Annotated in this window: 21 protein-coding genes; 5 read left to right on the plus strand and 16 right to left on the minus strand. The window is 69.8% G+C overall.

Going from position 1 to position 20,604, the window contains the following annotated elements; all coding sequences use genetic code 11:
- Positions 1–54: 54 nt before the first annotated feature.
- The 10 genes from ABZ260_RS16015 to ABZ260_RS16060 all read right to left on the minus strand — a co-directional run bounded on the left by ABZ260_RS16015 (position 55) and on the right by ABZ260_RS16060 (position 9,203).
- Positions 55–1,377, minus strand: coding sequence for a PhoH family protein (locus tag ABZ260_RS16015; protein ID WP_355617493.1), 1,323 nt, complete (start codon positions 1,375–1,377; stop codon positions 55–57).
- Between the two features lie 242 nt (positions 1,378–1,619).
- Entirely contained in the window at positions 1,620–2,387 is a 768-nt protein-coding gene (locus tag ABZ260_RS16020; RefSeq protein WP_355617495.1) for an isoprenyl transferase, read from the minus strand.
- A gap of 79 nt (positions 2,388–2,466) precedes the next feature.
- Positions 2,467–2,919: a hypothetical protein gene (locus ABZ260_RS16025; protein WP_355562552.1), complete on the minus strand. Its 453-nt coding sequence runs from the start codon at positions 2,917–2,919 to the stop codon at positions 2,467–2,469.
- 112 nt (positions 2,920–3,031) lie between these two features.
- Positions 3,032–3,988 carry a hypothetical protein gene (locus ABZ260_RS16030; protein ID WP_355617498.1) on the minus strand — a complete coding sequence of 319 codons (957 nt, stop codon included), beginning with the start codon at positions 3,986–3,988 and terminating at the stop codon, positions 3,032–3,034.
- Positions 3,989–4,025: 37 nt separating this feature from the next.
- A complete protein-coding gene (locus ABZ260_RS16035; RefSeq protein WP_355617501.1) occupies positions 4,026–4,226 on the minus strand; it encodes a hypothetical protein in 201 nt (66 codons plus the stop codon).
- A gap of 81 nt (positions 4,227–4,307) precedes the next feature.
- A complete protein-coding gene (locus ABZ260_RS16040) occupies positions 4,308–4,682 on the minus strand; it encodes a hypothetical protein (RefSeq protein ID WP_355617509.1) in 375 nt (124 codons plus the stop codon).
- Positions 4,675–5,511, minus strand: coding sequence for a DUF692 domain-containing protein (locus tag ABZ260_RS16045; protein ID WP_355617512.1), 837 nt, complete (start codon positions 5,509–5,511; stop codon positions 4,675–4,677). Before ABZ260_RS16045 ends, ABZ260_RS16040 begins: the two co-directional genes overlap by 8 nt.
- Positions 5,512–5,530: 19 nt before the next feature.
- Entirely contained in the window at positions 5,531–6,478 is a 948-nt protein-coding gene (locus tag ABZ260_RS16050) for a TIGR04222 domain-containing membrane protein (RefSeq protein WP_355617515.1), read from the minus strand.
- Positions 6,479–6,585: 107 nt separating this feature from the next.
- On the minus strand, positions 6,586–8,385 hold the full coding sequence (locus ABZ260_RS16055) for a phosphoenolpyruvate carboxykinase (GTP) (RefSeq protein WP_355617518.1): 1,800 nt from the start codon (positions 8,383–8,385) through the stop codon (positions 6,586–6,588).
- 290 nt (positions 8,386–8,675) lie between these two features.
- Positions 8,676–9,203, minus strand: a complete 528-nt coding sequence (locus ABZ260_RS16060) for a hypothetical protein (RefSeq protein WP_350960599.1) — start codon at positions 9,201–9,203, stop codon at positions 8,676–8,678.
- 66 nt (positions 9,204–9,269) lie between these two features.
- On the opposite strand from ABZ260_RS16060, the gene ABZ260_RS16065 reads away from it, so the two are divergent.
- Positions 9,270–9,878, plus strand: a complete 609-nt coding sequence (locus tag ABZ260_RS16065) for a TetR family transcriptional regulator (protein ID WP_355617523.1) — start codon at positions 9,270–9,272, stop codon at positions 9,876–9,878.
- A gap of 23 nt (positions 9,879–9,901) precedes the next feature.
- Here ABZ260_RS16065 and ABZ260_RS16070 read toward each other — a convergent pair whose 3' ends face one another.
- From ABZ260_RS16070 to ABZ260_RS16080, 3 genes are all read right to left on the minus strand, one after another.
- Entirely contained in the window at positions 9,902–11,146 is a 1,245-nt protein-coding gene (locus tag ABZ260_RS16070) for a C40 family peptidase (protein WP_355617526.1), read from the minus strand.
- A 178-nt stretch (positions 11,147–11,324) separates the two neighbouring features.
- Entirely contained in the window at positions 11,325–11,825 is a 501-nt protein-coding gene (gene greA, locus ABZ260_RS16075; protein ID WP_350950305.1) for a transcription elongation factor GreA, read from the minus strand.
- 106 nt (positions 11,826–11,931) lie between these two features.
- Positions 11,932–12,360 carry a DUF4307 domain-containing protein gene (locus ABZ260_RS16080; protein WP_355562580.1) on the minus strand — a complete coding sequence of 143 codons (429 nt, stop codon included), beginning with the start codon at positions 12,358–12,360 and terminating at the stop codon, positions 11,932–11,934.
- Between the two features lie 228 nt (positions 12,361–12,588).
- On the opposite strand from ABZ260_RS16080, the gene mca reads away from it, so the two are divergent.
- The 3 genes from mca (at position 12,589) to ABZ260_RS16095 (ending at position 14,169) form a co-directional block, all read left to right on the plus strand.
- Positions 12,589–13,473: a mycothiol conjugate amidase Mca gene (gene mca, locus ABZ260_RS16085; RefSeq protein ID WP_350926718.1), complete on the plus strand. Its 885-nt coding sequence runs from the start codon at positions 12,589–12,591 to the stop codon at positions 13,471–13,473.
- 34 nt (positions 13,474–13,507) lie between these two features.
- On the plus strand, positions 13,508–13,708 hold the full coding sequence (locus ABZ260_RS16090) for a hypothetical protein (protein WP_350926720.1): 201 nt from the start codon (positions 13,508–13,510) through the stop codon (positions 13,706–13,708).
- Between the two features lie 143 nt (positions 13,709–13,851).
- Positions 13,852–14,169, plus strand: a complete 318-nt coding sequence (locus ABZ260_RS16095; protein WP_355617529.1) for a GNAT family N-acetyltransferase — start codon at positions 13,852–13,854, stop codon at positions 14,167–14,169.
- A gap of 106 nt (positions 14,170–14,275) precedes the next feature.
- Here ABZ260_RS16095 and ABZ260_RS16100 read toward each other — a convergent pair whose 3' ends face one another.
- Positions 14,276–15,436 carry a hypothetical protein gene (locus ABZ260_RS16100; protein ID WP_355617532.1) on the minus strand — a complete coding sequence of 387 codons (1,161 nt, stop codon included), beginning with the start codon at positions 15,434–15,436 and terminating at the stop codon, positions 14,276–14,278.
- 422 nt (positions 15,437–15,858) lie between these two features.
- On the opposite strand from ABZ260_RS16100, the gene ABZ260_RS16105 reads away from it, so the two are divergent.
- Positions 15,859–17,859, plus strand: a complete 2,001-nt coding sequence (locus tag ABZ260_RS16105) for a thioredoxin domain-containing protein (protein ID WP_355617535.1) — start codon at positions 15,859–15,861, stop codon at positions 17,857–17,859.
- 2 nt (positions 17,860–17,861) lie between these two features.
- Here ABZ260_RS16105 and ABZ260_RS16110 read toward each other — a convergent pair whose 3' ends face one another.
- Both ABZ260_RS16110 and ABZ260_RS16115 read right to left on the minus strand, forming a co-directional pair.
- Complete coding sequence (locus ABZ260_RS16110) at positions 17,862–20,003, minus strand: transglycosylase domain-containing protein (protein ID WP_355617538.1); 2,142 nt, start codon at positions 20,001–20,003, stop codon at positions 17,862–17,864.
- Between the two features lie 103 nt (positions 20,004–20,106).
- Positions 20,107–20,586, minus strand: coding sequence for an Lrp/AsnC family transcriptional regulator (locus tag ABZ260_RS16115; protein WP_030910940.1), 480 nt, complete (start codon positions 20,584–20,586; stop codon positions 20,107–20,109).
- Between the last annotated feature and the right edge of the window lie 18 nt (positions 20,587–20,604).

Genomic DNA, 20,604 nt, shown 5'->3' on the forward strand with positions numbered 1-20,604 from the left:
ACGACACCCGCGACCGCGCTTCGCGCGATCATGCCTGGAGGTCCAGGACACCCGTCACATCGTGATGTCCTCCAGCATCTCGGTGACCAGCGCCGCGATCGGCGAGCGCTCCGAGCGGGTCAGCGTGACGTGCGCGAACAGCGGGTGCCCCTTGAGCTTCTCCACCACCGCCACAACGCCGTCGTGCCGGCCCACCCGCAGGTTGTCGCGCTGGGCGATGTCATGGGTGAGGACGACCCGGGAGTTGGCGCCGATCCGGCTCAGCACGGTGAGCAGCACTCCGCGCTCCAGCGACTGCGCCTCGTCCACGATGACGAAGGCGTCGTGCAGGGAACGGCCGCGGATGTGGGTGAGCGGAAGCACCTCCAGCATGCCCCGGTCCATCACCTCGTCGATCACCTCGGGCGTGGTGACCGCGCCCAGGGTGTCGTAGACGGCCTGGGCCCACGGGCTCATCTTCTCGTTCTCGGAACCCGGCAGGTAGCCCAGCTCCTGGCCGCCCACGGCGTACAGCGGGCGGAAGACGATGACCTTGCGGTGCTGGCGGCGCTCCAGCACCGCCTCCAGGCCCGCGCAGAGGGCGAGCGCGGACTTTCCGGTGCCCGCCCGGCCGCCCATCGAGACGATGCCGACCTCGGGGTCCATCAGCAGGTCGAGCGCGATCCGCTGCTCGGCGGAGCGGCCGTGCAGGCCGAACACCTCGCGGTCGCCGCGCACCAGCCGCACCGACTTGTCGGGCAGCACCCTGCCCAGTGCCGACCCCCTGCTCGACAGCAGCCGCAGGCCGGTGTGGGTGGGCAGGTCCCGAGCCTCCTCCAGGTCGGCGGTGCCGTGCTCGAAGAGCACCTCGACGTCCTCGGAGGTCACCTGGAGCTCCGCCATGCCTGTCCAGCCGGACTCGACCACGAGTTCGGCGCGGTACTCGTCCGCGGCGAGACCGATGGAGGCGGCCTTCACCCGCATCGGCAGGTCCTTGGAGACCAGCACCACATCGTGTCCCTCGGCGGCGAGGGTACGGGCCACGGTCAGGATGCGGGTGTCGTTGTCGCCGAGCCGGAACCCGACGGGCAGGATGGACGGGTCACTGTGGTTGAGCTCGACCCGGATGGTGCCCTCGCCGATCGGCATGGGCTCGTCCAGCCGTCCGTGCGTCACCCTCAGGTCGTCGAGGTACCTCAGCGCCTTGCGCGCGAAGTATCCGAGCTCTGGATGATGGCGTTTGCCCTCCAACTCGGTGATGACGACGATCGGGATGACCACCTCATGCTCGGCGAAACGGCTCATCGCCGTTGGATCCGCCAGGAGCACCGAGGTGTCCAGGACGTACGTGCGCCGCTTGACTGCCGGCGACGTGGGTGAGGACGAAGGGTTTGCCACGCGTTCTCCCCCGGGCGCCAAAGACGGCGCCCTGCCATGAGCTGGGATGCGGACCGGCCTCGGACCCGCTCACGAGAATGCCGAGCAGGAACCGGTGACCGGCCCTCCTCAGCGAATCGTGACGCAAAGGCGGGCCCTCTCCGGCGTAGGTGAGTCGTGCTCTCCTACTTCTTACGGTACGTCCTGAATGCCCTACTTCCAACTGCTTAAGACTGACCGAAAGGGGTCGTTCATGTGGTGTTTCAGGAACCGTACCTACGGTGTCGCGCGGCGTACGAGCGGAGGGCCCGCAAGAAGTCGACCCTGCGGAAGTCAGGCCAGTAGGCCTCGCAGAAGTAGAACTCGGAGTGGGCGCTCTGCCAGAGCAGGAAGCCGGAGAGCCGCTGCTCCCCCGAAGTACGGATGACCAGATCCGGGTCGGGCTGGCCGCGCGTGTAGAGATGCTTCGCGATGTGCTCCACATCGAGGACCTCGACAAGGTCCTCGATGCTCGCGCCCTTGCTCGCGTGCTCCTGGAGAAGGGAGCGCACCGCATCAGCGATCTCACGCCTTCCTCCATACCCAACGGCAACGTTCACAATCAACCCGGGACGATGTGATGTCGCTTCTTTTGCATCTTTAAGCACACGAGCCGTGTGATCCGGCAAAAGATCTAGCGCACCCATGGGCTTGATGTGCCAGCCGTCGGCCACGAGTTCCTGGACCACGTCCTCGATGATCTTCATCAGGAGGTCCAGCTCGTCCTTGGACCGGTTGATGTTCTCGCTGGAGAGCAGCCACACGGTGACGACCTCGACACCGGCCTCGCGGCACCAGCCGAGCAGCTCCGAGATCTTGTCCGCGCCCTTGCGATGCCCGCGGCTCACGTCGTCGATGCCCATCGAGCGTGCCCAGCGGCGGTTACCGTCAACGATCACGCCGACGTGCCGGGGAAACATCTCCCGCTGACGGGACAGCTTCGCTTCGAGCCGGCGCTCGTAGAGTCGATAGACGAGATCGCGCACGCCCATTGGAGCCCCTCCCTCAGCACCCGCCATGAATGGGCGCTGACAGGCAATTATCGCCGTCCCGCGGACCCCTCCGCCCCCTCTAGAGGGATCTGGCCGACTTGCCCGGCTTGTATGGTCCTAGGCATTCTTCGGCCTCTGTGATGATTTCTTCCACGAAAACCCCCAGCTCAGCCGAGGTGAGCACGGCGCGCATACCCACTCCGCCGCCGCCCCACGCCTCCAGGAACGCTCTCCTGGTGAGCCGCCATGCCCCGGCCGGTCCTCGCCGTCCGGGAACCCAGATCGGAATGGTGCGCAGTTGGCAGCGGAGTTCGCCCCCGCCGACGACACCGTTCCTGGCCCGGTAACGAAAGGCGAACAGTTCCGCGTCGCCGGGGAAGCGGTCGTCGGGATCGGGCCACCGCGCCTCGTGGCCGGCCCGGGCCTCGGCGACCCCGCGCGCCAGGCGGGTGAGAATCCAGCCGCAGCGCTCGCCCACCGTCCCGTACAGCGCGCCGTCGCGATGGAGTTCGAGCGTTATCTCGTACGGCATGCCGACACTGTCCCGGCACGCCACCGGCGTAACGGTCAGATAAGAACCATCAAGACAACGCACTCCCCCCACCTCAGAGAGGGTATCCCCGGCTCAGGCCATCAAAACGTGATCAACGCCATCCATGTCCCCGCCAGCCGGGTGGCTGGTGCCATTCGGTCCATCCGTACCCCAGGCGCCCGTCGGAGGCCTCGAACCGGCACAGGGCACGCGGGAAGCGGGCGATCGCCCCGTCCGGCGACGTCATGGCGACCGGGGCGAAGGCGAGCGGGACGACGGTCATCGGCATCCCCGGCACCTCCAGCCGCGCCCCGGACGGGAATCCGTCCTCCCCGAACTCGCTCGCCGCGGTGAAGCCCTCACGGTGCTCCAGCGCCCCGCCCGGCGGAACCGTGAAGCAGGGCCAGGGCATCTCGAAACCGACGTTCGCCCGCATGCCGTGGAAGAACGTGCCGTCGTCGAGCCGGCCCGAGCTCCACAGCCACGACAGCTGCCACCAGTCACGCTCTCCCCAGCTGTGATCGCGCTCACCATGGCCGGAGAAGGCGATCTCCTCGCCACCGACCCGGATGGTCCCCGCGACCTCGCAGGGGACCTCGTAGCGCGGGACGAAACCGTAGGGGTAGGCCTCACCGGCGCTCCGCCACTCCAGGTCGAACGCCAGCGGGGTCGTGGCGGCGCCGTCCAGGTCCCGGTACGCCAGGGCGGGGTCGGAAAGGACGGCGGCCGCCCCGGCCTCGAGGCTCACCCGCAGGGACCGCATGGGGAGCGTCACGTCGTGGGTGGCCTGGAAGTCCTCGCCCCGCACCGCGAGGTCGGGACCGGGGAGCGGGACATGGTGATCGACCAGCAGCACCGTGGGCCTGCCGGCGCCGACCAGGCACGCCCAGTACCAGGCGCGGTTCCAGTTGGGATACAGGCCCAGCCGGACGTAACCGGCGAGCGAGCCGTCCTCGGCCGTGAAGTCGAGGTAGACCGACTCGCTCCACAGCGGCTCGGCACCGGCCGGATGCGTCCCCTCGTCCTCGGGGCGCAGCGGCCAGGTCGCGTGATCGGCGAAATTCCCCACGGTCACTCCCGGCACAGGCACTCGATCAGGTACCGGCTCAACCTAACCGACGGCGCCTCCGCCGCACAGAGTCCTCGGTGCTCTTGGCGCCCTCGGCAGCCGTCGTTCCGGCCTTCCGGCCCCTGGCGCCGGCTGACCGGCGCGCACGCGAGGAGTGCACGGCCAGGCGCAGCGCGATCAGCCCGGCGACCAGAAGGAGCACGACGAGCACGGTGATAATGATCTTGGTGATGTGCATGCCGACCTCCGGGATGACGTCCCTTCCCGAGGTCCACTACCCAGGGGACGAACAGGGACGAACAGGGGAGGCCACAAGTTTCTAACGGCGCCTGGCAAAGGGCGACCATCGGCGGGGCCCGGGGGTCGGCTCGACGGCGATGGACTCCTCCGGCAGCCGCCCCGCCGCGCGCAGCCGGTCGGCGAAGTCACGGGCGTCGGCGTGCGAGCCGCCCGGCGGCCTGGGGCGGCCTCGCGCGTACGCGTCGAACTCCGCGGCGAAGCCGTCGCCGAGCAGCACGGCCAGGTCGGGCCGGAGACGGGCCACCGTTCTGCGCCGCTTGGAGATCAGGCTCGACTCCTGGATCAGCAGTCGCTCCCTGTCGAACCCCGGCGGCGCCTCCTCCCCCGCCACCAGGGCGGCCATCAGCGCCGCCTGTGCCCCGGCCAGTGCCTCCCTGGCCGCGTCCTCAGACACCGGACATCGCGCCGCGGATCCGGCCCAGCTCCCGCTCCAGCGCGCCGTCGCTGGGGTAGTCGTCGTCCCATTCGAGCAGCACCCCCGGCGGATCGACCCTGGCGCACAGCTCCGAGAGAATGTCCAGCACCTCCTCGGGGACGTGGGCGGTGTGGGTGTCGTGCCACAGCCCCCCGCGGGAGTGACCCCCGGCGACATGGACGTAGGCGAGTTCGGACAGCGGCAGGCCGTCCAGCGCGGCGGTGGCCGACAGACCCAGGTTGACCTGGTTCGTATAGAGGTTCGCCACGTCGACCAGGAGCCCGACGCCGGTCATCTCCACCAGCTCTCCGAGGAAGGCTGCCTCGGTCATCTCGTCCTCCGGCCAGCCGAACAGGGCCGCGACGTTCTCCAGGGCCAGCGGGACGGGAAGCGCCTCCTGCGCCCGCCGCACGTTCTCCGCGACAACGGCCAGCGCGGCCCTGGTACGCGGCACCGGCAGTAGGTGGCCGGCCTCCATGCCGCCCGCCCTGACGAAGGCCAGGTGCTCACTGACCAGCGGCGCCTCCAGGGCGCGCGCGCAGTCCGCCAGCCGCGCCAGCCGCCGGGGGTCGGGATGCTCGGCACCGCCGATGCCCAGCCCGACGCCGTGCGGGATCACCGGCACTCCCCGGGCGCGGAGCACCCGCAGCGACTCGGGGAGCCGGGCCGGGTCGATGTTCTCGGCGACGACCTCGACGAAGTCGACCCCGGGCAGCCGTTCCACGGTCAGGTCGATCTCCGGCCGCCAGCCGATGCCCACACCCGGCTCGACCACCGCCGGGAGCACCCCGTCGGCGACCGTCCTCACCGCGGCGACCGGAGGACGTTCACCCACCGCAACCGCCACCGCCGCACCCGCCACCGCAACCGGACCCACCACCACAACCGCCACCGTCACTCGACCCGCCACCGGAGTCGCCCCAGCTCCCGGATCCGAAGTCACCGCCGCCACCGCCACCGCAGGCGCCGACCGCGCAGCCGCTCCCGGAACCACTCACGCTCTGGCGCTGGAGCTCCTCCACAAGGCCCGGCTCGTCGAGCTCCCCCAGCCCGTACAGGGCGACGGGGATGCCGACGGCGAAGGCCAGGCCAGGTGTGACGGGGCGGGCGCCCCGGACGTGGATCCTGCGGGCGGAGGCGAGCACGTCGTGGCCCGCGCGGCTCAGGACGTCGCGCAGTAACCGCTTGTGCCGCGCGTAGACGGAGAACCCGAAGAGCGCCGCGATCAGTCCCACCAGCAGCGCCGCGGTGCCGAGTCTCCCCCTGGCGCCCGTGACCAGGATGCCCACCGTGAGGACCAGCGCGACGATCGAGGTGACCAGGAGCCGGTTCAGCAGTCCCCGCGCATGGTCGAGCGCGTTCTCGGGCACCAGCAGGCCCAGCCCCAGCAGCCGGTAGTGCAGGCCGTTGACGGCCTGTCCACCGGCCACCGCGTGGCGGAGCTCGCCCACCGGGGCGACGCCTCCACACTGGGCGAGCGCCGCCGTGACGGCGTGCTCGATCGGGTCGGAAGAGGGCGAGGCCCCGGCGACCAGGCTGACCTGACCGCCTCGCGAGACCCGGATCACCCCGGCTTTGGCCAGCATGCCGAGCGCGGTGTTGACCACTCGGCGCGGGCCTCCGGAGAGGTAGGCGAGCTCATAGGGGGTCGGTGGCCCGCCGTGGTGGCGGGTCACCGCCGAGCGGACCCGGCGGTGCTCACGGCCAAGCGTGAAGGCCGTGGAGACGATGGCCAGGGCCGCGGCGAAGGCGATGACGAACAGCGGGAACCCCATGTCCGCCTCCTCGGGGGAAAGGGATCGCAGGCGTGATGTCCCGTGTATCCGGTTGGACGCGCAAAGCCTGTCAGAAGTTTCCCCCGTCTTCGACCCCTTTGCCGGTGTCAGCCCAGGCGGGCGACGAGTGCCTCGTGCTCTTCCCAGAGCTCACGGGGCAGGTGGTCGCCGAAGGTCTGGAAAAAGGCGGGCATGAGCGCCGCCTCCTGCCGCCAGATCTCCTCGTCGACGCTGAGCAGCGTCCGCATGTCCTCCTCGGAGACCGCGAGGCCGTCGGTGTCGAGCCCGGCGGGGAGCAGGCCGATGGGGGTGCGCACCGCCTCCGCCTGGCCGTTGAGGCGGTCGACGATCCACTTGAGCACGCGGGAGTTCTCCCCGAAACCGGGCCAGATGAACTTGCCCTCGTCGTTCTTGCGGAACCAGTTCACGTAGTAGACGCGCGGCAGCTCGGCGTTCTCACGCTGGCCGATCTTGAGCCAGTGGGCGAAGTAGTCGCCCATGTTGTAGCCGCAGAAGGGCAGCATCGCGAACGGGTCGCGGCGCAGCTCGCCGACCTTGCCCTCGGCGGCGGCGGTCTTCTCCGAGGCGATGTTGGCCCCGATGAAGACACCGTGCTGCCAGCTCAGCGCCTCCGTCACCAGCGGGACCGCGCTGGCACGGCGCCCGCCGAACAGGATCGCCGAGATCGGCACGCCCGCGGGATCCTGCCACTCACGGGCGATCGTCGGGCACTGCGCGGCCGGGACCGTGAAGCGGGCGTTGGGGTGCGCGGCCGGCTCGCCGGACTCCGGCGTCCAGTCGCGGCCCTTCCAGTCGGTCAGGTGCGCCGGGGGCTGGTCGGTGAGTCCCTCCCACCACACGTCGCCGTCGTCGGTGAGGGCGACGTTCGTGAAGATGCTGTTGCCCCAGAGCGTCTCGATCGCGTTGGCGTTGGTGGACTCGCCGGTGCCGGGAGCGACGCCGAAGAAGCCCGCCTCGGGGTTGATGGCCCGCAGCTTTCCGTCGTCACCGAAGCGCATCCAGGCGATGTCGTCGCCGATCGTCTCGACCTTCCAGCCCGGGATGGTCGGCTGGAGCATGGCGAGGTTCGTCTTGCCGCACGCGCTCGGGAAGGCCGCCGCGACGTAGCGCGTCTCCCCTGAAGGCGGGGTGAGCTTGAGGATGAGCATGTGCTCGGCCAGCCAGCCCTCGTCCCGGGCCATCGTGCTGGCGATCCGCAGTGCGTAACACTTCTTGCCGAGCAGGGCGTTGCCGCCGTACCCCGAGCCGTAGGACCAGATCTCGCGGGTCTCCGGGAAGTGGCTGATGTACTTGGAGGCGTTGCACGGCCACGGCACGTCGTCCTGACCGGGTTCGAGCGGGGCACCGACCGAGTGGACCGCCTTGACGTAGCCGCCGCGCTCCTCGATGAGGCGCAGCGCGTCCTCGCCCATCCGGGTCATGACGCGCATCGACACGACCACGTACGGCGAGTCGGTGATCTCCACACCGAGCTGGGAGATCTCACCACCCAGCGGCCCCATGCAGAACGGCACGACGTACATCGTCCGGCCGCGCATGCTGCCTTTGAAGATCTCGCCGAAGGTACGGCGCATCTCGGCGGGGGCGATCCAGTTGTTGGTCGGCCCGGCATCCTCCTCGCGCTCGGAGCAGATGTAGGTCCGGTCCTCGACCCGGGCGACGTCGCTGGGGTCGGAGGCGGCGTGGAAGCTGTTCTGCCGCTTGGCCAGGCGTGTGAAGGTCCCTCGCTCGACCAGCAGGTTCGTCAGGCGCGTCCATTCGGCCTCGGAGCCGTCGCACCATTCGATCCGGTCCGGCTGTGTCAGCTCGGCGATCTCCCTGACCCATTCGGCCAGTTCCGCATGACTGGTCGGGCTGGTGGTGTTCACGTCTACGGTAAGGGACACTGCTCGGGCTCCTTTACGCTTCACGGGGCCAAAACATCATTAACGACGGAACCGCGCTTAATCCAATTGGCGTAGACCAGTGAATTCGCGCGATCAGATGTCAAGGCGCTTCCGGCCCGGCACCCCCGGAGGCGTATGGCCTGGCAGGAGCCACAGGGCTCTGAAACCCCTACCCAGAAAAAACGGCCCTAAAAAAGCCTTTCCCGCAGTGGTATAGGCCAATGAGAAAGGTCTAAACCAATCAGCGGACAGGTTCAGACCAATTTATCGGCCATTCCCGCTGCCCAGCCTCAGGAATTCACGTCGGGCCCGGCGGCCCGGACACGGTCGACGTGCCGTAGCGCGTCCCTCAGATCCGCCAGCCAGGTGTCGGTGTGGTCGCCCACCAGACGTACGCACCAGGCGAGCGCGTCACTGCGGCTGCGGGCCACCCCCGCGGCCACCAGGGTGTCGAGCACCCGGCGCTCCGACTGCCTGAGCCTGGTCATGACGGGCACCGACAGTGTGGTGAACATCACCGTCTCGCCGCCGACCGCGACCCCCCAGGAGACCTTCCTGCGGAATCGCTGCTCGGCCTCCAGCGCGATCTCCACGCGCCGCTCCCTGGTCTCCTCGCGGAAGCGCAGGATGCCGCCCTCCAGCGCGGCGGAACGCTCCACCTCCGAGACGTCGTCGCCGAGCACGGGAGCCCGGAGCCTGCCGACCACCGCGATCTCCTCGCGGTCCAGCACGATCTCAGGCTCGCCTTCGAACCATTCCCGGGGCAGCCTTCCCGAGAACCAGCCGCGCAGCTTCTCCATTGTTTTATCTTTTTCCATGTAATTTAGATTACAACGTTCGCGGCCGCTGTCCATGGCGGCCCGCGCAGACGCGAGAATCGGCGAATGAGATCACCCCAACACGCCGGAGGGCTGCGCGAGCGCAAGAAGGCGAAGACCCGCCGTGCGATTCAGGAGCACGCGCTGCGTCTGTTCGCCGAGCGGGGATACGAGGCCACGACCGTCGAGCAGATCGCCGAGGCGGCGGAGGTGTCGCCGAGCACCTTCTTCCGCTACTTCCCCACCAAGGAGGACGTGGTCGTCCAGGACGGGTACGACTCGCTGATCGTCTCCGCGCTCCGCGAGAGCAGCCCGGAGGCGACACCCGTCGACGCGTTCCGGCAGGCCGTACGGGCCGTGTTCGAGGGCCTCCGCGCCGAGGACTTCTCGCGGGCCGCCGCCATGACCCGGCTCATCCTCTCCGTGCCCGCGCTGCGGGCCAGGCGGCTCCAGTCCGCCGCCGGCACGCATGCGGCGATATGTACGGAGATCGCCTCCCGTACCGGCCGCGATCCCCACGACCTCGCCGTCGAGACCTTCGCCGCCGCGGTGATCGGAGCCATGCTCCCCTCCATCGCCCGCTGGGCCGCGAACCCCTCGGAGAACCTGCCCGACCTCCTCGACACCGCCCTCGTCCGGCTCGCCGCCGGCCTCCCGCTCACCGGCACGCAGTAGGCGAAAGATCCAAGGGACGGGGCCTAGCGGACGCGGGCGGCGACCGCCGGGCTGACCCGCACGGCCCCGGCGAAGTTGCGGGTGGTGACGGGGACGAGTTTGACCACGTCGCCGGTCCTGGGAGCGTGCAGCATCTTGCCGTCCCCCCAGTAGATCGCCACGTGCGAGACGTAGCCGGGGTTGGTGGGGTCGTGCCGCCAGAACAGCAGGTCCCCCGGCTGGGCCTGGGCGAGCGGGATCTGCGGGCCCGAGACGAACTGCTGGTGCGTCACCCGGGGCACCTTGATCCCCGCCTGGGCGTACGCCCACTGGACCAGGCCCGAGCAGTCGAAGCTGTCCGGACCTTCCGCGCCCCACACGTACGGGCGGCCGAGCTTGCTGATCGCGGCGGTGAGCGCGGTCCTGACCTGGGGAGTGGTCATGAAGGAACCGGCCGGCCAGTTCGTGCTCCGGGGGACCGTCAGCACCGGGTTGATCACGGCGACCTGCCCTCCCTTGGGCAGTACGCGCAGGAGCGCGCGGCGCAGCTTCGCGGAGTCGGCCTTCGGGGCGCTCACCACGAGCGCGTTGTTCTCCGGGATGCCCAGTGCGCGGGCGGTCGGCCGGGAGACCACCGCGTCGATGGCGCCCATGCCCATCGTGGCGTAGGCACCGACCCGCAGGTTCTGCCCGGCGGTGGTGAACGTCTTGCCCAGCGGCATGCCCCCGTCGTTGCCCAGGACGAAGGAGACGGCGACCTCCCCGGCCGAGACGTTCCGCCAGAGCCTGTCGGAGCGCGCCGTCGGCTTGGGGGTGTAGGCGCGGAACGTCGAGGGGTTCACCCCGAGCGTCTGAACCCGCTTGCCGTCCAGGATCACCTCCGCGGCGTCGGCGCGCTCCACCGCCCGCACCCCGGAGAGCTGGGCGACCTTGGCCACCACCGCCGAACTGAGCGGCCTGGGCGCCACGACGAAGAGATGCGGTTTCCGCATCGAGGTCAGCGGCGCCACCGGAGCGGGCGCCTGCGCGGGCTGGACGGGCTTCGCCACCTGGGTCGGCACGGTGGCGACGGACCTGCGCATGGTGACCGTCTCCGGATCGGCCTCCGGCATCTGCGTGTAGATCATCAGACCGGTGGCCAGCACGCCGACGAGCAGAACGGCGAGGATCGGGACCGCCTGCCTCATCAGACGGGCGGTGCGGCGGCTGTAGCGGAGACGGGGGCGGTAGGCGAGGTCCTGGCGGGCCTCCCGGATCAGGTCGGAGACACGTGGCCGCCGATCGAACACGACATATCCCCTTCTCCCACCGGGCCGGCTCTATGAGGGTGCCGTACACCGCCTGGCGATGCACGCAAACCCACCAAAAAGCGTCTTATCTGCAATACGGCCGCAAGACTACAAACCCTCCGAGACATGGCAATCCGCCGGGACACCCGTCCCGGCGGATCATCGGAGTATGGGGAGGTCAGTTGCCGATGTACGGCACGGCCTCAAGGATCTCGACGGTGTTGGAACGGCCGTTCGGCATGGTGTAGGTCGCCTTCTCACCGATCTTCTTGCCGTTGATCGCCGAGCCGAGAGGCGACTTGGGCGAGTAGACGTCGATCGGGGCACCGCTCTCCTCGCGGGAGGCCAGCAGGAAGGCGACCTCCTCGTCGTCGCCCTCGAAGCGGACGGTGACGGTCATTCCCGGGCCGACCACGCCTTCGGTGCGGGGTGCCTCACCGACCTTGGCGCTGTCCAGGATCTGACGGAGATGGAAGATGCGGGCCTCCATCTTGCCCTGCTCGTCCTTGGCGGCGTGGTAGCCACCGTTCTCCTTCAGGTCACCCTCTTCGCGGGCCGCCTCGATCTTCTTGGCGATGTCGACGCGCCCGGGCCCCGAGAGATGCTCGAACTCAGCCTTCAGGCGGTCGTACGCCTCCTGAGTGAGCCAGGTGACGCTCTCGTTGTGGGAGTCGGCCACGGGTTCTCCTTGCTTCCTCTAGGGGGCTTCGTGCTTGGGGGTTGCGGACGGTCGAATCTCGACAGGCTAACAAGTTAGGCCTTCGTCCGCCTCCTCAAATGTCTCACTATACGAGATAGCAGTACTGGACATGAACTGAAGTGGCCTGAGCACTGGTCTCTAGCCGTTCAGTAAGCCGAACATACCCTTCACCAGCCGGGATATTGACCTCCTTGCTGCCGACCTCGACGTGGCTGACGTCGGTGGCCCGCAGGCGGCAGAGCGCCGCGCGCTCGGTTGGTTTGAAGACCTCGAACATGATCTGCGCAGAATCGCCGCGGCCGGCATCGAACGCGATGAGCTGGTCGATGACTTCCGTGTTGCCCTTGGACGCCCACATCACGTAGCCCCAGCCCCCCGCGCACACGGCGCAGAGGATCGCGATCACGACGTGCACGACGAAGCGTCCCCTGCGCTCCGGACGGTCGGGAAAATCGTCCGGGGTGCCGAGGATCGGGCCGTTCTGACGGCCCTTCTCGGCTTCGCTGGTGGCCATGACGGAATCTCCCTGCACTACCTCGGTGTTATCCGAGACAATTGTCCCCTGCGGGGGCCTCGCCCTCGCGACCGCCCAAGAGAAACTAACCTCTTTACAGAGTGACGTAAGCCGAGGGCGCGCGGGGCACCACGTCGAGCGGAGCGGGGGATACGGCCAGGTTAGGCCGTCCGCGAGGCGACCGACGACGATCCGAAGCGCGACCGACACAGAGGAGACACCGAGCCCGTGAGTGCACCACTCAGGCTGATGGCCGTCCACGCGCATCCCGACGACGAGTCGAGCAAAGGCGCCGCCACCATGGCGCGCTACGTGGCCGAGGGCGTGGACGTGCTGGTCTGTACGCTCACCGGGGGCGAACGCGGGTCGATCCTGAACCCCAAGATGGAGCGCCCGGAGATCCTGGAGAACATCGGCGAGGTGCGGCGCCTGGAGATGGAGCGCGCCCGCGAGATCCTCGGCGTGCGGCAGCGCTTCATGGGGTTCGTCGACTCCGGCCTGCCCGAGGACGAGAGCGAACCACTACCCGAGGGCTGCTTCGCCCTGCAGCCCCTTCAGGTCGCCTCGGCCTCGCTGGTGGCGGCCGTCCGCGAGTTCAGGCCGCACGTCATCCTCACCTACGACGACGACGGCGGCTATCCGCACCCCGACCACATCATGACCAACCGGGTCTCGGTGGAGGCGTTCGAGGCGGCGGGCGACCCCGACCGTTACCCGGGCACCGGTGAGCCCTGGCAGCCCCTGAAGCTCTACTACCACATGGGTTTCACCAAGGACCGGTTCGAGGCGCTGCACGAGGCGATGAACTCCCGCGGCATGGGCTCCCCCTACGCCGACTGGATCTCCCGCTGGGAGGACCGCCCGCAGAAGTGGCCGGTGACCACCCGGGTCCCCTGCGGCGACTACTTCGAGATCCGCGACGAGGCGCTGCTCGCGCACGCCACCCAGGTCGATCCGGACGGCTTCTGGTTCGTCTGCCCGCGCGACCTGCAGCGTGAGATCTGGCCGACCGAGGACTACCACCTGGCCCGCGCGCTCGTGGACGTCGAGCTTCCCGAGGACGACCTGTTCACCGGAATCCACGCGGACACGGTCTCGCACGCCTGCCACTGACACGACCGGGAGGCGGCGGTGGCAGACTTGACGTGTGATTACACCTAACGTCCTCGATGAGTCCGTCGTCAATCCTGGCCTCGTGGGCTTCCTCGTCGTGGCGGCGATGGGGGTCGCCCTCTACCTGCTCGTCAAGTCGATGAGGAGGCAGATCTCCAGGATCGAGGTCCCCTCCGAGGCCGAGCTGAGGAAGCAGCAGAGCACCGCCGGCAGCACGACACCGACCGCCCCCTAGCCCGTCCCGCGTACGTCCCCGGCCTGCCGGAGGCGATCGAGGGACGACCGGGGGCGATCATCCACATCGCCTGATCCCCGGCCGGTGACGGCCTGACACGCGCGAAAAATCCGCCCGGCAGGGCCGACACCCCGAGGACGAGCATGGCCGACGACATCAAGGTCTCCGACAACCACGAGGCCGCCCGCTTCGAGATCCTGCTGGACGGCGGGGTCGCCGGGTTCGCCGCGTACCGGCTCCGGTCCGGGAAGATCATTTTCACGCACACCGAGATCCTCCCCGAGTTCGAGGGCAGGGGCCTGGGCGGGCGGCTGGCCGCCGCGGCTCTCGACGCGAGCCGCACCTCCGACCGGATGGTCGTGCCGCTCTGCCCGTTCATCGCCCGCTACATCCGGCGCCACCCCGAATACCGGGATCTGGTGCCGGAGAGCTACCTCGACCTCCTGGACGAGGACGCCTGACCTCGGCGACCGTACGGCAGGCACCCGGTTCTCCGGACCCCGCCGACCGGCCGCTCCGCGCGTCCCGGCCGTCGGTCCGTCGAGGACCGGACCGCGGCCCTCGCCCTCAGTCCCCGAGGGCGTCCGTCGAGGACCAGGCTCGCTCCAGCGCCCTGGGCAGGCCCCAGCGGCCCAGTGGGGTGAGCACCTCGGTCCTGTCGACGATCCCGAGACACGCCCAGAGCGGGGTGACCGAGCTGAAGAGCGTCTCGGCCGCTTCCAGATCCTCCGGCTCGTCCATGTCGACGTCGATGTCCTCCGACTCGGCGATGAGCCGGGCGATCCGCTCGGGCGAGGCCAGTACCCCGGGACCGCGCCTGGCCAGGGCCGCGACCACGGCCAGCCAGTCGGCGTGGTGGATCGCGCACAGGGCGGCCAGCACCGAGTCCTCGTGGCTGAGCTCCCCGTCCAGGTCGGTGAAGACCTCCAGCCGGTCCTCCTCCTCCGGCAGGTCGGAGATCGGCCCCGCGATACCCGCCGTGACGGTCAGCCAGAGCTCCTCGTCGTCGGCCGGCAGCGGCTCCCCCTCGTACCCGGCGCAGGCCCGCAGCACGTTTCCCGGATAGCCGGGGCCGGCCAGCACCTCGCGCAACCGGGTGGCCGCGGCCCGCAGCTCCCTGACAGGCCGCTCGGGCTCGGGCAGCTCGGCCAGGATGCGCCGCAGCTCGCCCAGGGCGAACGCCTCCTCCTCGTCCCAGGCGGCGAACAGCTCCTCGTCCTGCTCGTCGGAGACCGCGGTTCCCGGGACTCGCCCGTCGGGCAGCGGGCCGGTGAGCCAGCGCTCCTGGAAGTCCGCGTAGACCTCCCTGGCCCGCTCGTCACCCCGCGCGAGCGCGTCCGGGTCGATCTCCCCCGCGGCGACCCGCTCCTCCAGGTAGGCGACCAGCCGGTTGAACATCTCCTCGCCGACCGGTCCCCGCTCGTCCTCCTCGGGCCAGACGAAGAAGCTGCGGGTGAGCAGGAGCGGCTCGGTGCCCGTGGACTCCATCCAGCGCTGCACGTCCCCCACGGTCGCGCCACCGGACTCGATCGCGCTGAGGGTCGCCTTCGCGGAGTCCCAGAACGGCACCGACAGCGGGTTGCCCGCCGCCAGCAGCGCCCGCCTCAGATCGGGCAGCGCCACCAGCGCCACTCCGGACGGCACGGCGAGCAGCGCGCGGGCAACATCACGCCGGGTCAGCTCGGAAGCCGCCCTTCCGGCGTGCACACAGACGAAGTCGAGATCCACGCCCAGTGAGCCTACGCCCGAAGCGCGATGAACACACCTTCCCCCGGCCTGCGGCTCGCGAGCCCCGTCGCGGGAGGCGTCCGGGCAGACGACCGCACACCCCGACGGAAGTGGCTGGGGCCACCCCCTGGCGCACGACCGTGCGACGGGGGATCTTCTCAAGCCTGCCGGACCGCCGGAGCGATCGGCGCGCGGGCGGGGCGTTCGCGGTCGTCCCCGAGAGCACCGCCCCGGAACCCGTAGGCGGTCACCATGGCGGAACCTTCCGGCGCCGGGGACGGGCGCCCTGCCCGTGGCCGTCGACCGGGGTCCGGCCAAGTGCCGGTGTCCCTCTCTCGGTCTAGGGTGAGAAGAACCGTGACGCGCGATATCCGCGCACCTCGCGAGGAGAAGTACGCACCGCGTACACCGGAAGGGTCTTCATGAACCGCTTGAAGGATGCGACGAGCCCCTACCTGCTGCAGCACGCGGACAATCCCGTCGACTGGTTCGCCTGGGGGGACGAGGCCTTCGCGGAGGCACGGCGACGGAACGTACCCCTGCTGATCAGCGTCGGCTACTCGGCGTGTCACTGGTGTCACGTAATGGCTCACGAGTCGTTCGAGGACCCCGGCACGGCCGCGCTGATGAACGAGCACTTCGTCAACGTGAAGGTCGATCGCGAGGAGCGTCCGGACGTCGACGCGGTCTACATGACGGCCACCCAGGCCATGACAGGCCAGGGCGGGTGGCCGATGACCGTCTTCGCCACCCCGGAGGGCCACCCCTTCTACACCGGCACCTACTTTCCCAGGCAGCAGTTCCAGCGGCTGCTGGCCGGGGTGTCGAACGCCTGGAACGGCGACCGGGAGGCGGTGCTCGAACAGAGCTCGAAGATCGTGGAGGCGCTGAACGAGCAGTCGGCGATGCCGTCGGGGCCGCTGCCCACGCAGAGCACGCTCACCCGGGCCGTGCAGGGCCTGGCCGAGTCCTTCGACTCGGCCCGTGGCGGCTTCGGCGGAGCGCCCAAGTTCCCGCCGTCGATGGCCCTGGAGTTCCTGCTGCGCTACGGCGCGACCCCCACCGGCGAGGATGCGCGGGCGACCGCGAACGCGGCGACGTCCATGGCCGACCGGACGCTGGAGGCCATGGCCAGGGGTGGCATCTACGACCAGCTCGGCGGCGGGTTCGCCCGCTACAGCGTGGACGCGGACTGGGTGGTGCCACACTTCGAGAAGATGCTCTACGACAACGCCCTGCTCCTGCGGGTCTACACGCACTGGTGGCGCTCAGGCGGCTCCGCCCTGGGCAGGCGGGTGGCGCTGGAGACCGCCGACTGGCTGCTGGCCGAAATGCGCACCCCCGAGGGGGGCTTCGCCTCCGCCCTGGACGCCGACAGCGAGGGCGTGGAAGGCAAGTTCTACGCCTGGACCCCCCGGGAGCTCCGCGAGGTCCTCGGCGAGGAGGACGGCGCCTGGGCGATCGACCTGTTCGAGGTGACGGGGACGTTCGAGCACGGCACCTCGGTGCTCCAGCTCCCCTACGACCCCACCGATCCCGAGCGGTTCGCCCGGGTGCGCTCCGCGCTGCTGGCCGCGCGGGCCCGCCGGGTGCGGCCCGGGCGCGACGACAAGGTGGTGGCCGCCTGGAACGGCCTGGCCATCGCCGCCCTCGCCGAGACCGGCGCCCTGTTCGACCGGCCGGACCTCGTCGAGGCGGCACGCGAGGCGGCCACCCTGATCGACGACCTCCACCTGGACGGCGACCGGCTGCTGCGCACGTCCCGCGACGGCCGCGCCGGCACCAACGCGGGGGTCCTGGAAGACTACGCCGACCTCGCTGAGGGCCTGCTGACCCTTTCCGGGGTGACCGGGGAGGTCCGCTGGTTCCGGCGGGCCGAGTCGCTGCTGGAGACCGTTCTGGAGCGGTTCTCCGATGGCTCCGGCGGGTTCTACGACACCGCCGACGACGCCGAGCGGCTCTTCCAGCGCCCGCAGGACCCGACGGACAACGCCACCCCCTCCGGCCGGTTCGCCGCCGCGGGGGCGCTGCTGTCGTACGCGGCGCTGACCGGCTCGTCCCGGCACAGGGCGGCGGCCGAGGCGGCCCTGGGCACGGTCACCGTCCTGGCCGACAGGCACGCCCGGTTCGCCGGGTGGGGCCTGGCGGTGGCACAGGCGGCGGTGGCCGGCCCGATCGAGGTCGCGGTCGTGGGGCCGGCCGGCGATCCGGCGACGGCGGCCCTGCACCGGGCCGCTCTGATGTCACCCCTGCCCGGCCTGGTCCTGGCACTCGGGGAGCCCGATTCCGGCGAGATCCCGCTCCTGGCCGGCCGGGGCCTGGTGGGAGGCGCGCCCGCGGCCTACGTATGCCGTGGCTTCACCTGCCGGATGCCCGTCATCACCTCCATGGCCCTGCGAGCCGAGCTGGCGGGCGGGGCGTAGGGTCACTCGCCCCCCGCGGGGGCGACGACACGGCGGCCCAGGCCGTCGACGAGCCCGTCGCCGCCTCCGCGGTCCTGGCCCTCCGGGCCGTTACCGGGAGGGCCACCCTGCCCCTCGTCGCCCGGAGCCGAGGTCTGGCCGGGGCCGGGGGTCTCCGGCCCCGGACTCGTGCTCTGGCTGGGGCCGAAAGTGCCCGGCTCGTCGGGGTTGGGGGTGACAATGCCCTGGTCACCACCCTGGTCGTCGTACCGGCCGCCGGAGCCGTAGTCGTCGTACGGGTTGGAGTAGCCGTAGCTGGACGGCTCCTTGAACTCCTTGACCGGCTTGCCGTCCATCGCCTCGGTCATGAAGGCGCGCCAGATCTGGGCGGGATAGGATCCGCCGTACTGGGCGCTGCCGTTCACGGTCACCGGCTTGTTGTCGTCGCGGAACATGTCGACCGCCGTCGCCAGCTGCGGGGTGAACCCGGCGAACCACACGGCCGCCGACTCGTCCGTGGTGCCGGTCTTGCCCGCCACGGGGCGGTCGTACAGGCGGGCGCCCGAGCCGGTGCCCGCCTCGACGACCTGGGTCAGCGCGTAGGTGGCGTCGATGGCGGCCTGCTCGCTGAAGGCGCGCTTCCCCTTAGTGGAGCTCTTCACCACCCTTCCGTCGGCGTCGGTGACCGAGCGGATCACATGGGCCTCGTGGTGGACGCCCTCCGCGGCGAAGGTGGCGAAGCCCGAGGCGTTCTGCACCGCGCTCACCGAGGCCACGCCGAGCGGGAGGGTGGCCGCGGCCCGATGCGGGTCGAGCTGTTTGCCGGGGATTCCGGCGGCCTCGGCGACCTTGACCACCTTGTTCAGGCCGACCTTCTGGGCGAGGTCGACGAAGGCGGTGTTCACCGAGCTCTGGGTCGCCTTGACGAGGTTGACCTGGCCGTAGGAGTAGCCGCCCGAGTTGGGGATGTCGGCGGAGGCGATCCGCAGCGGCGAGTTGCCGTCGACCCTGGTGTCCAGGCCGAAGCCGTTGTTCAGGGCCGCGGCCAGCGTGTACGCCTTGAAGGTCGATCCGGCCTGCACCTTGGCCGAGAACGAGTTGTCGAACTTGTTGGCGGCGTAGTCGCGGCCGCCGTAGAAGGCGAGGACCTCACCGGTCGCGGGATCGACGGCGGCCAGCCCGGTGCGGACCTTCTTGGGGGTGTTCTCCGGCAGGACCGAGGTGACGGCGCGCTCGGCGGCGGCCATCAGGTTCTTGTCGAAGGTCGATACGATCTTCAGCCCGCCCTGGTTGATGACCTCGTCGGTGTAGCCCCTGCTTTTGAGCTCGGCCGCCACCTGGTCGAGCATGTAGCCCTCCTGCCCCTTGGGCGCGAAGATCGCCTTGGGCTTTCTGAGGGTGGGGAAGGTCACCTCGGCGGCCTCGGTGGAGGTGACGGCCCCGATGGCCACCATTCCGTCGATCACCGACCTCCAGCGGTCCCTGGCCGCGTAGAGGTCCGCGCCCTGCGGGTCGGCGAACCTGGAGGGCTGCTGGATCACCGCGGCGAGGTAGGCGCCCTCGGCGAGGGTCAGCTTGCCCACGTCCTTGCGGAAGTAGGCGTCGGCCGCCGCCTGGACCCCGTCGGCGCCCCGGCCGAAGTAGATCGTGTTGAGGTACTGCTCCAGCACCCAGTCCTTCGACTTCGACTGGTCCACCTTCAGGGAGATCATGATCTCCTTGAGCTTGCGGATTATGGAACGTTCCTGACTGAGACCGCTGTAGTAGTTGCGGACCATCTGCTGGGTGATCGTGGAGCCGCCCTGAAGCTGCTGCCCGGTGACCGTGGACCACATGGCCCGGAAGGTGCCCTTGAGGGAGATGCCCTGGTCGTTGTAGAACGAGCGGTTCTCCGCGGCGATGACCGCGTTCCGCAGGCTCTGCGGAACCTTGTCCAGGGTCACGCTCTTGCGGTTGACACCCTGCTTGGCCAGCACGGTCTTGCCGTCGCGGTAGAAGATCACCGAGCCCTGCGCGGTGGCTCTGGGCTGCGTGCTGTCCGGGATGGGGGTCATCGCCCACACCACCCCGAGCAGGCCGATCACCGAGATGACACCGACGCCGAAGACGATGAGTGTGATCCGCAGGAGCTTCCTCCTGGGACTGCCCGTCCCGCCCTTTAGCACGCGTGACCCCCCGATCGGATCCGTCGCAGACCCCCACGGTTGCGCGGACCGTTAAGGGTAAACGATGGATAACGGTGTCTGGCCCCTGCTTGGCATGGTACGGCTAGCTCCTCCCCTTGCGTGGGACATCGGCCACCAAAGGCAGAACACGGTATGGCACAGGGGTGTCCAAGGCGATCACCGACGAGGTCCTGACCACGCCCCGGACGTCAACGATCAGGTCAATTACCCGCTGCAGATCGGCATTGCTGCGCGCCACCACGCGGCAGTGCATGTCGTCACCACCGGTGATCGTGTGCACCTCCAGCACCTCGGGGATGGCCGCGAGTTGCACGGCGACCGGGTCGTGCCCGCTGACCTGGCGGATCTGCAGGGTCACGAACGCGGTCACGTCGTAGCCGAGCGCCGCGGGGGCGATGTCCGGGCCGAACCCGGTGACCACCCCCCGGGCGACCAGCCGGTCGAGGCGTGCCTGCACGGTCCCCCTGGCCACTCCGAGCCGCCGCGAGCACTCCAGCACCCCGAGTCTGGGCTCCGCCGCGAGCAGGGCGATGAGACGGGCGTCGAGCTGATCGATCGTCATGATGTACAGGTGCTCCGC

The organism is Streptosporangium sp. NPDC006013 (genome assembly GCF_040614275.1).
Lineage (GTDB): Bacteria > Actinomycetota > Actinomycetes > Streptosporangiales > Streptosporangiaceae > Streptosporangium.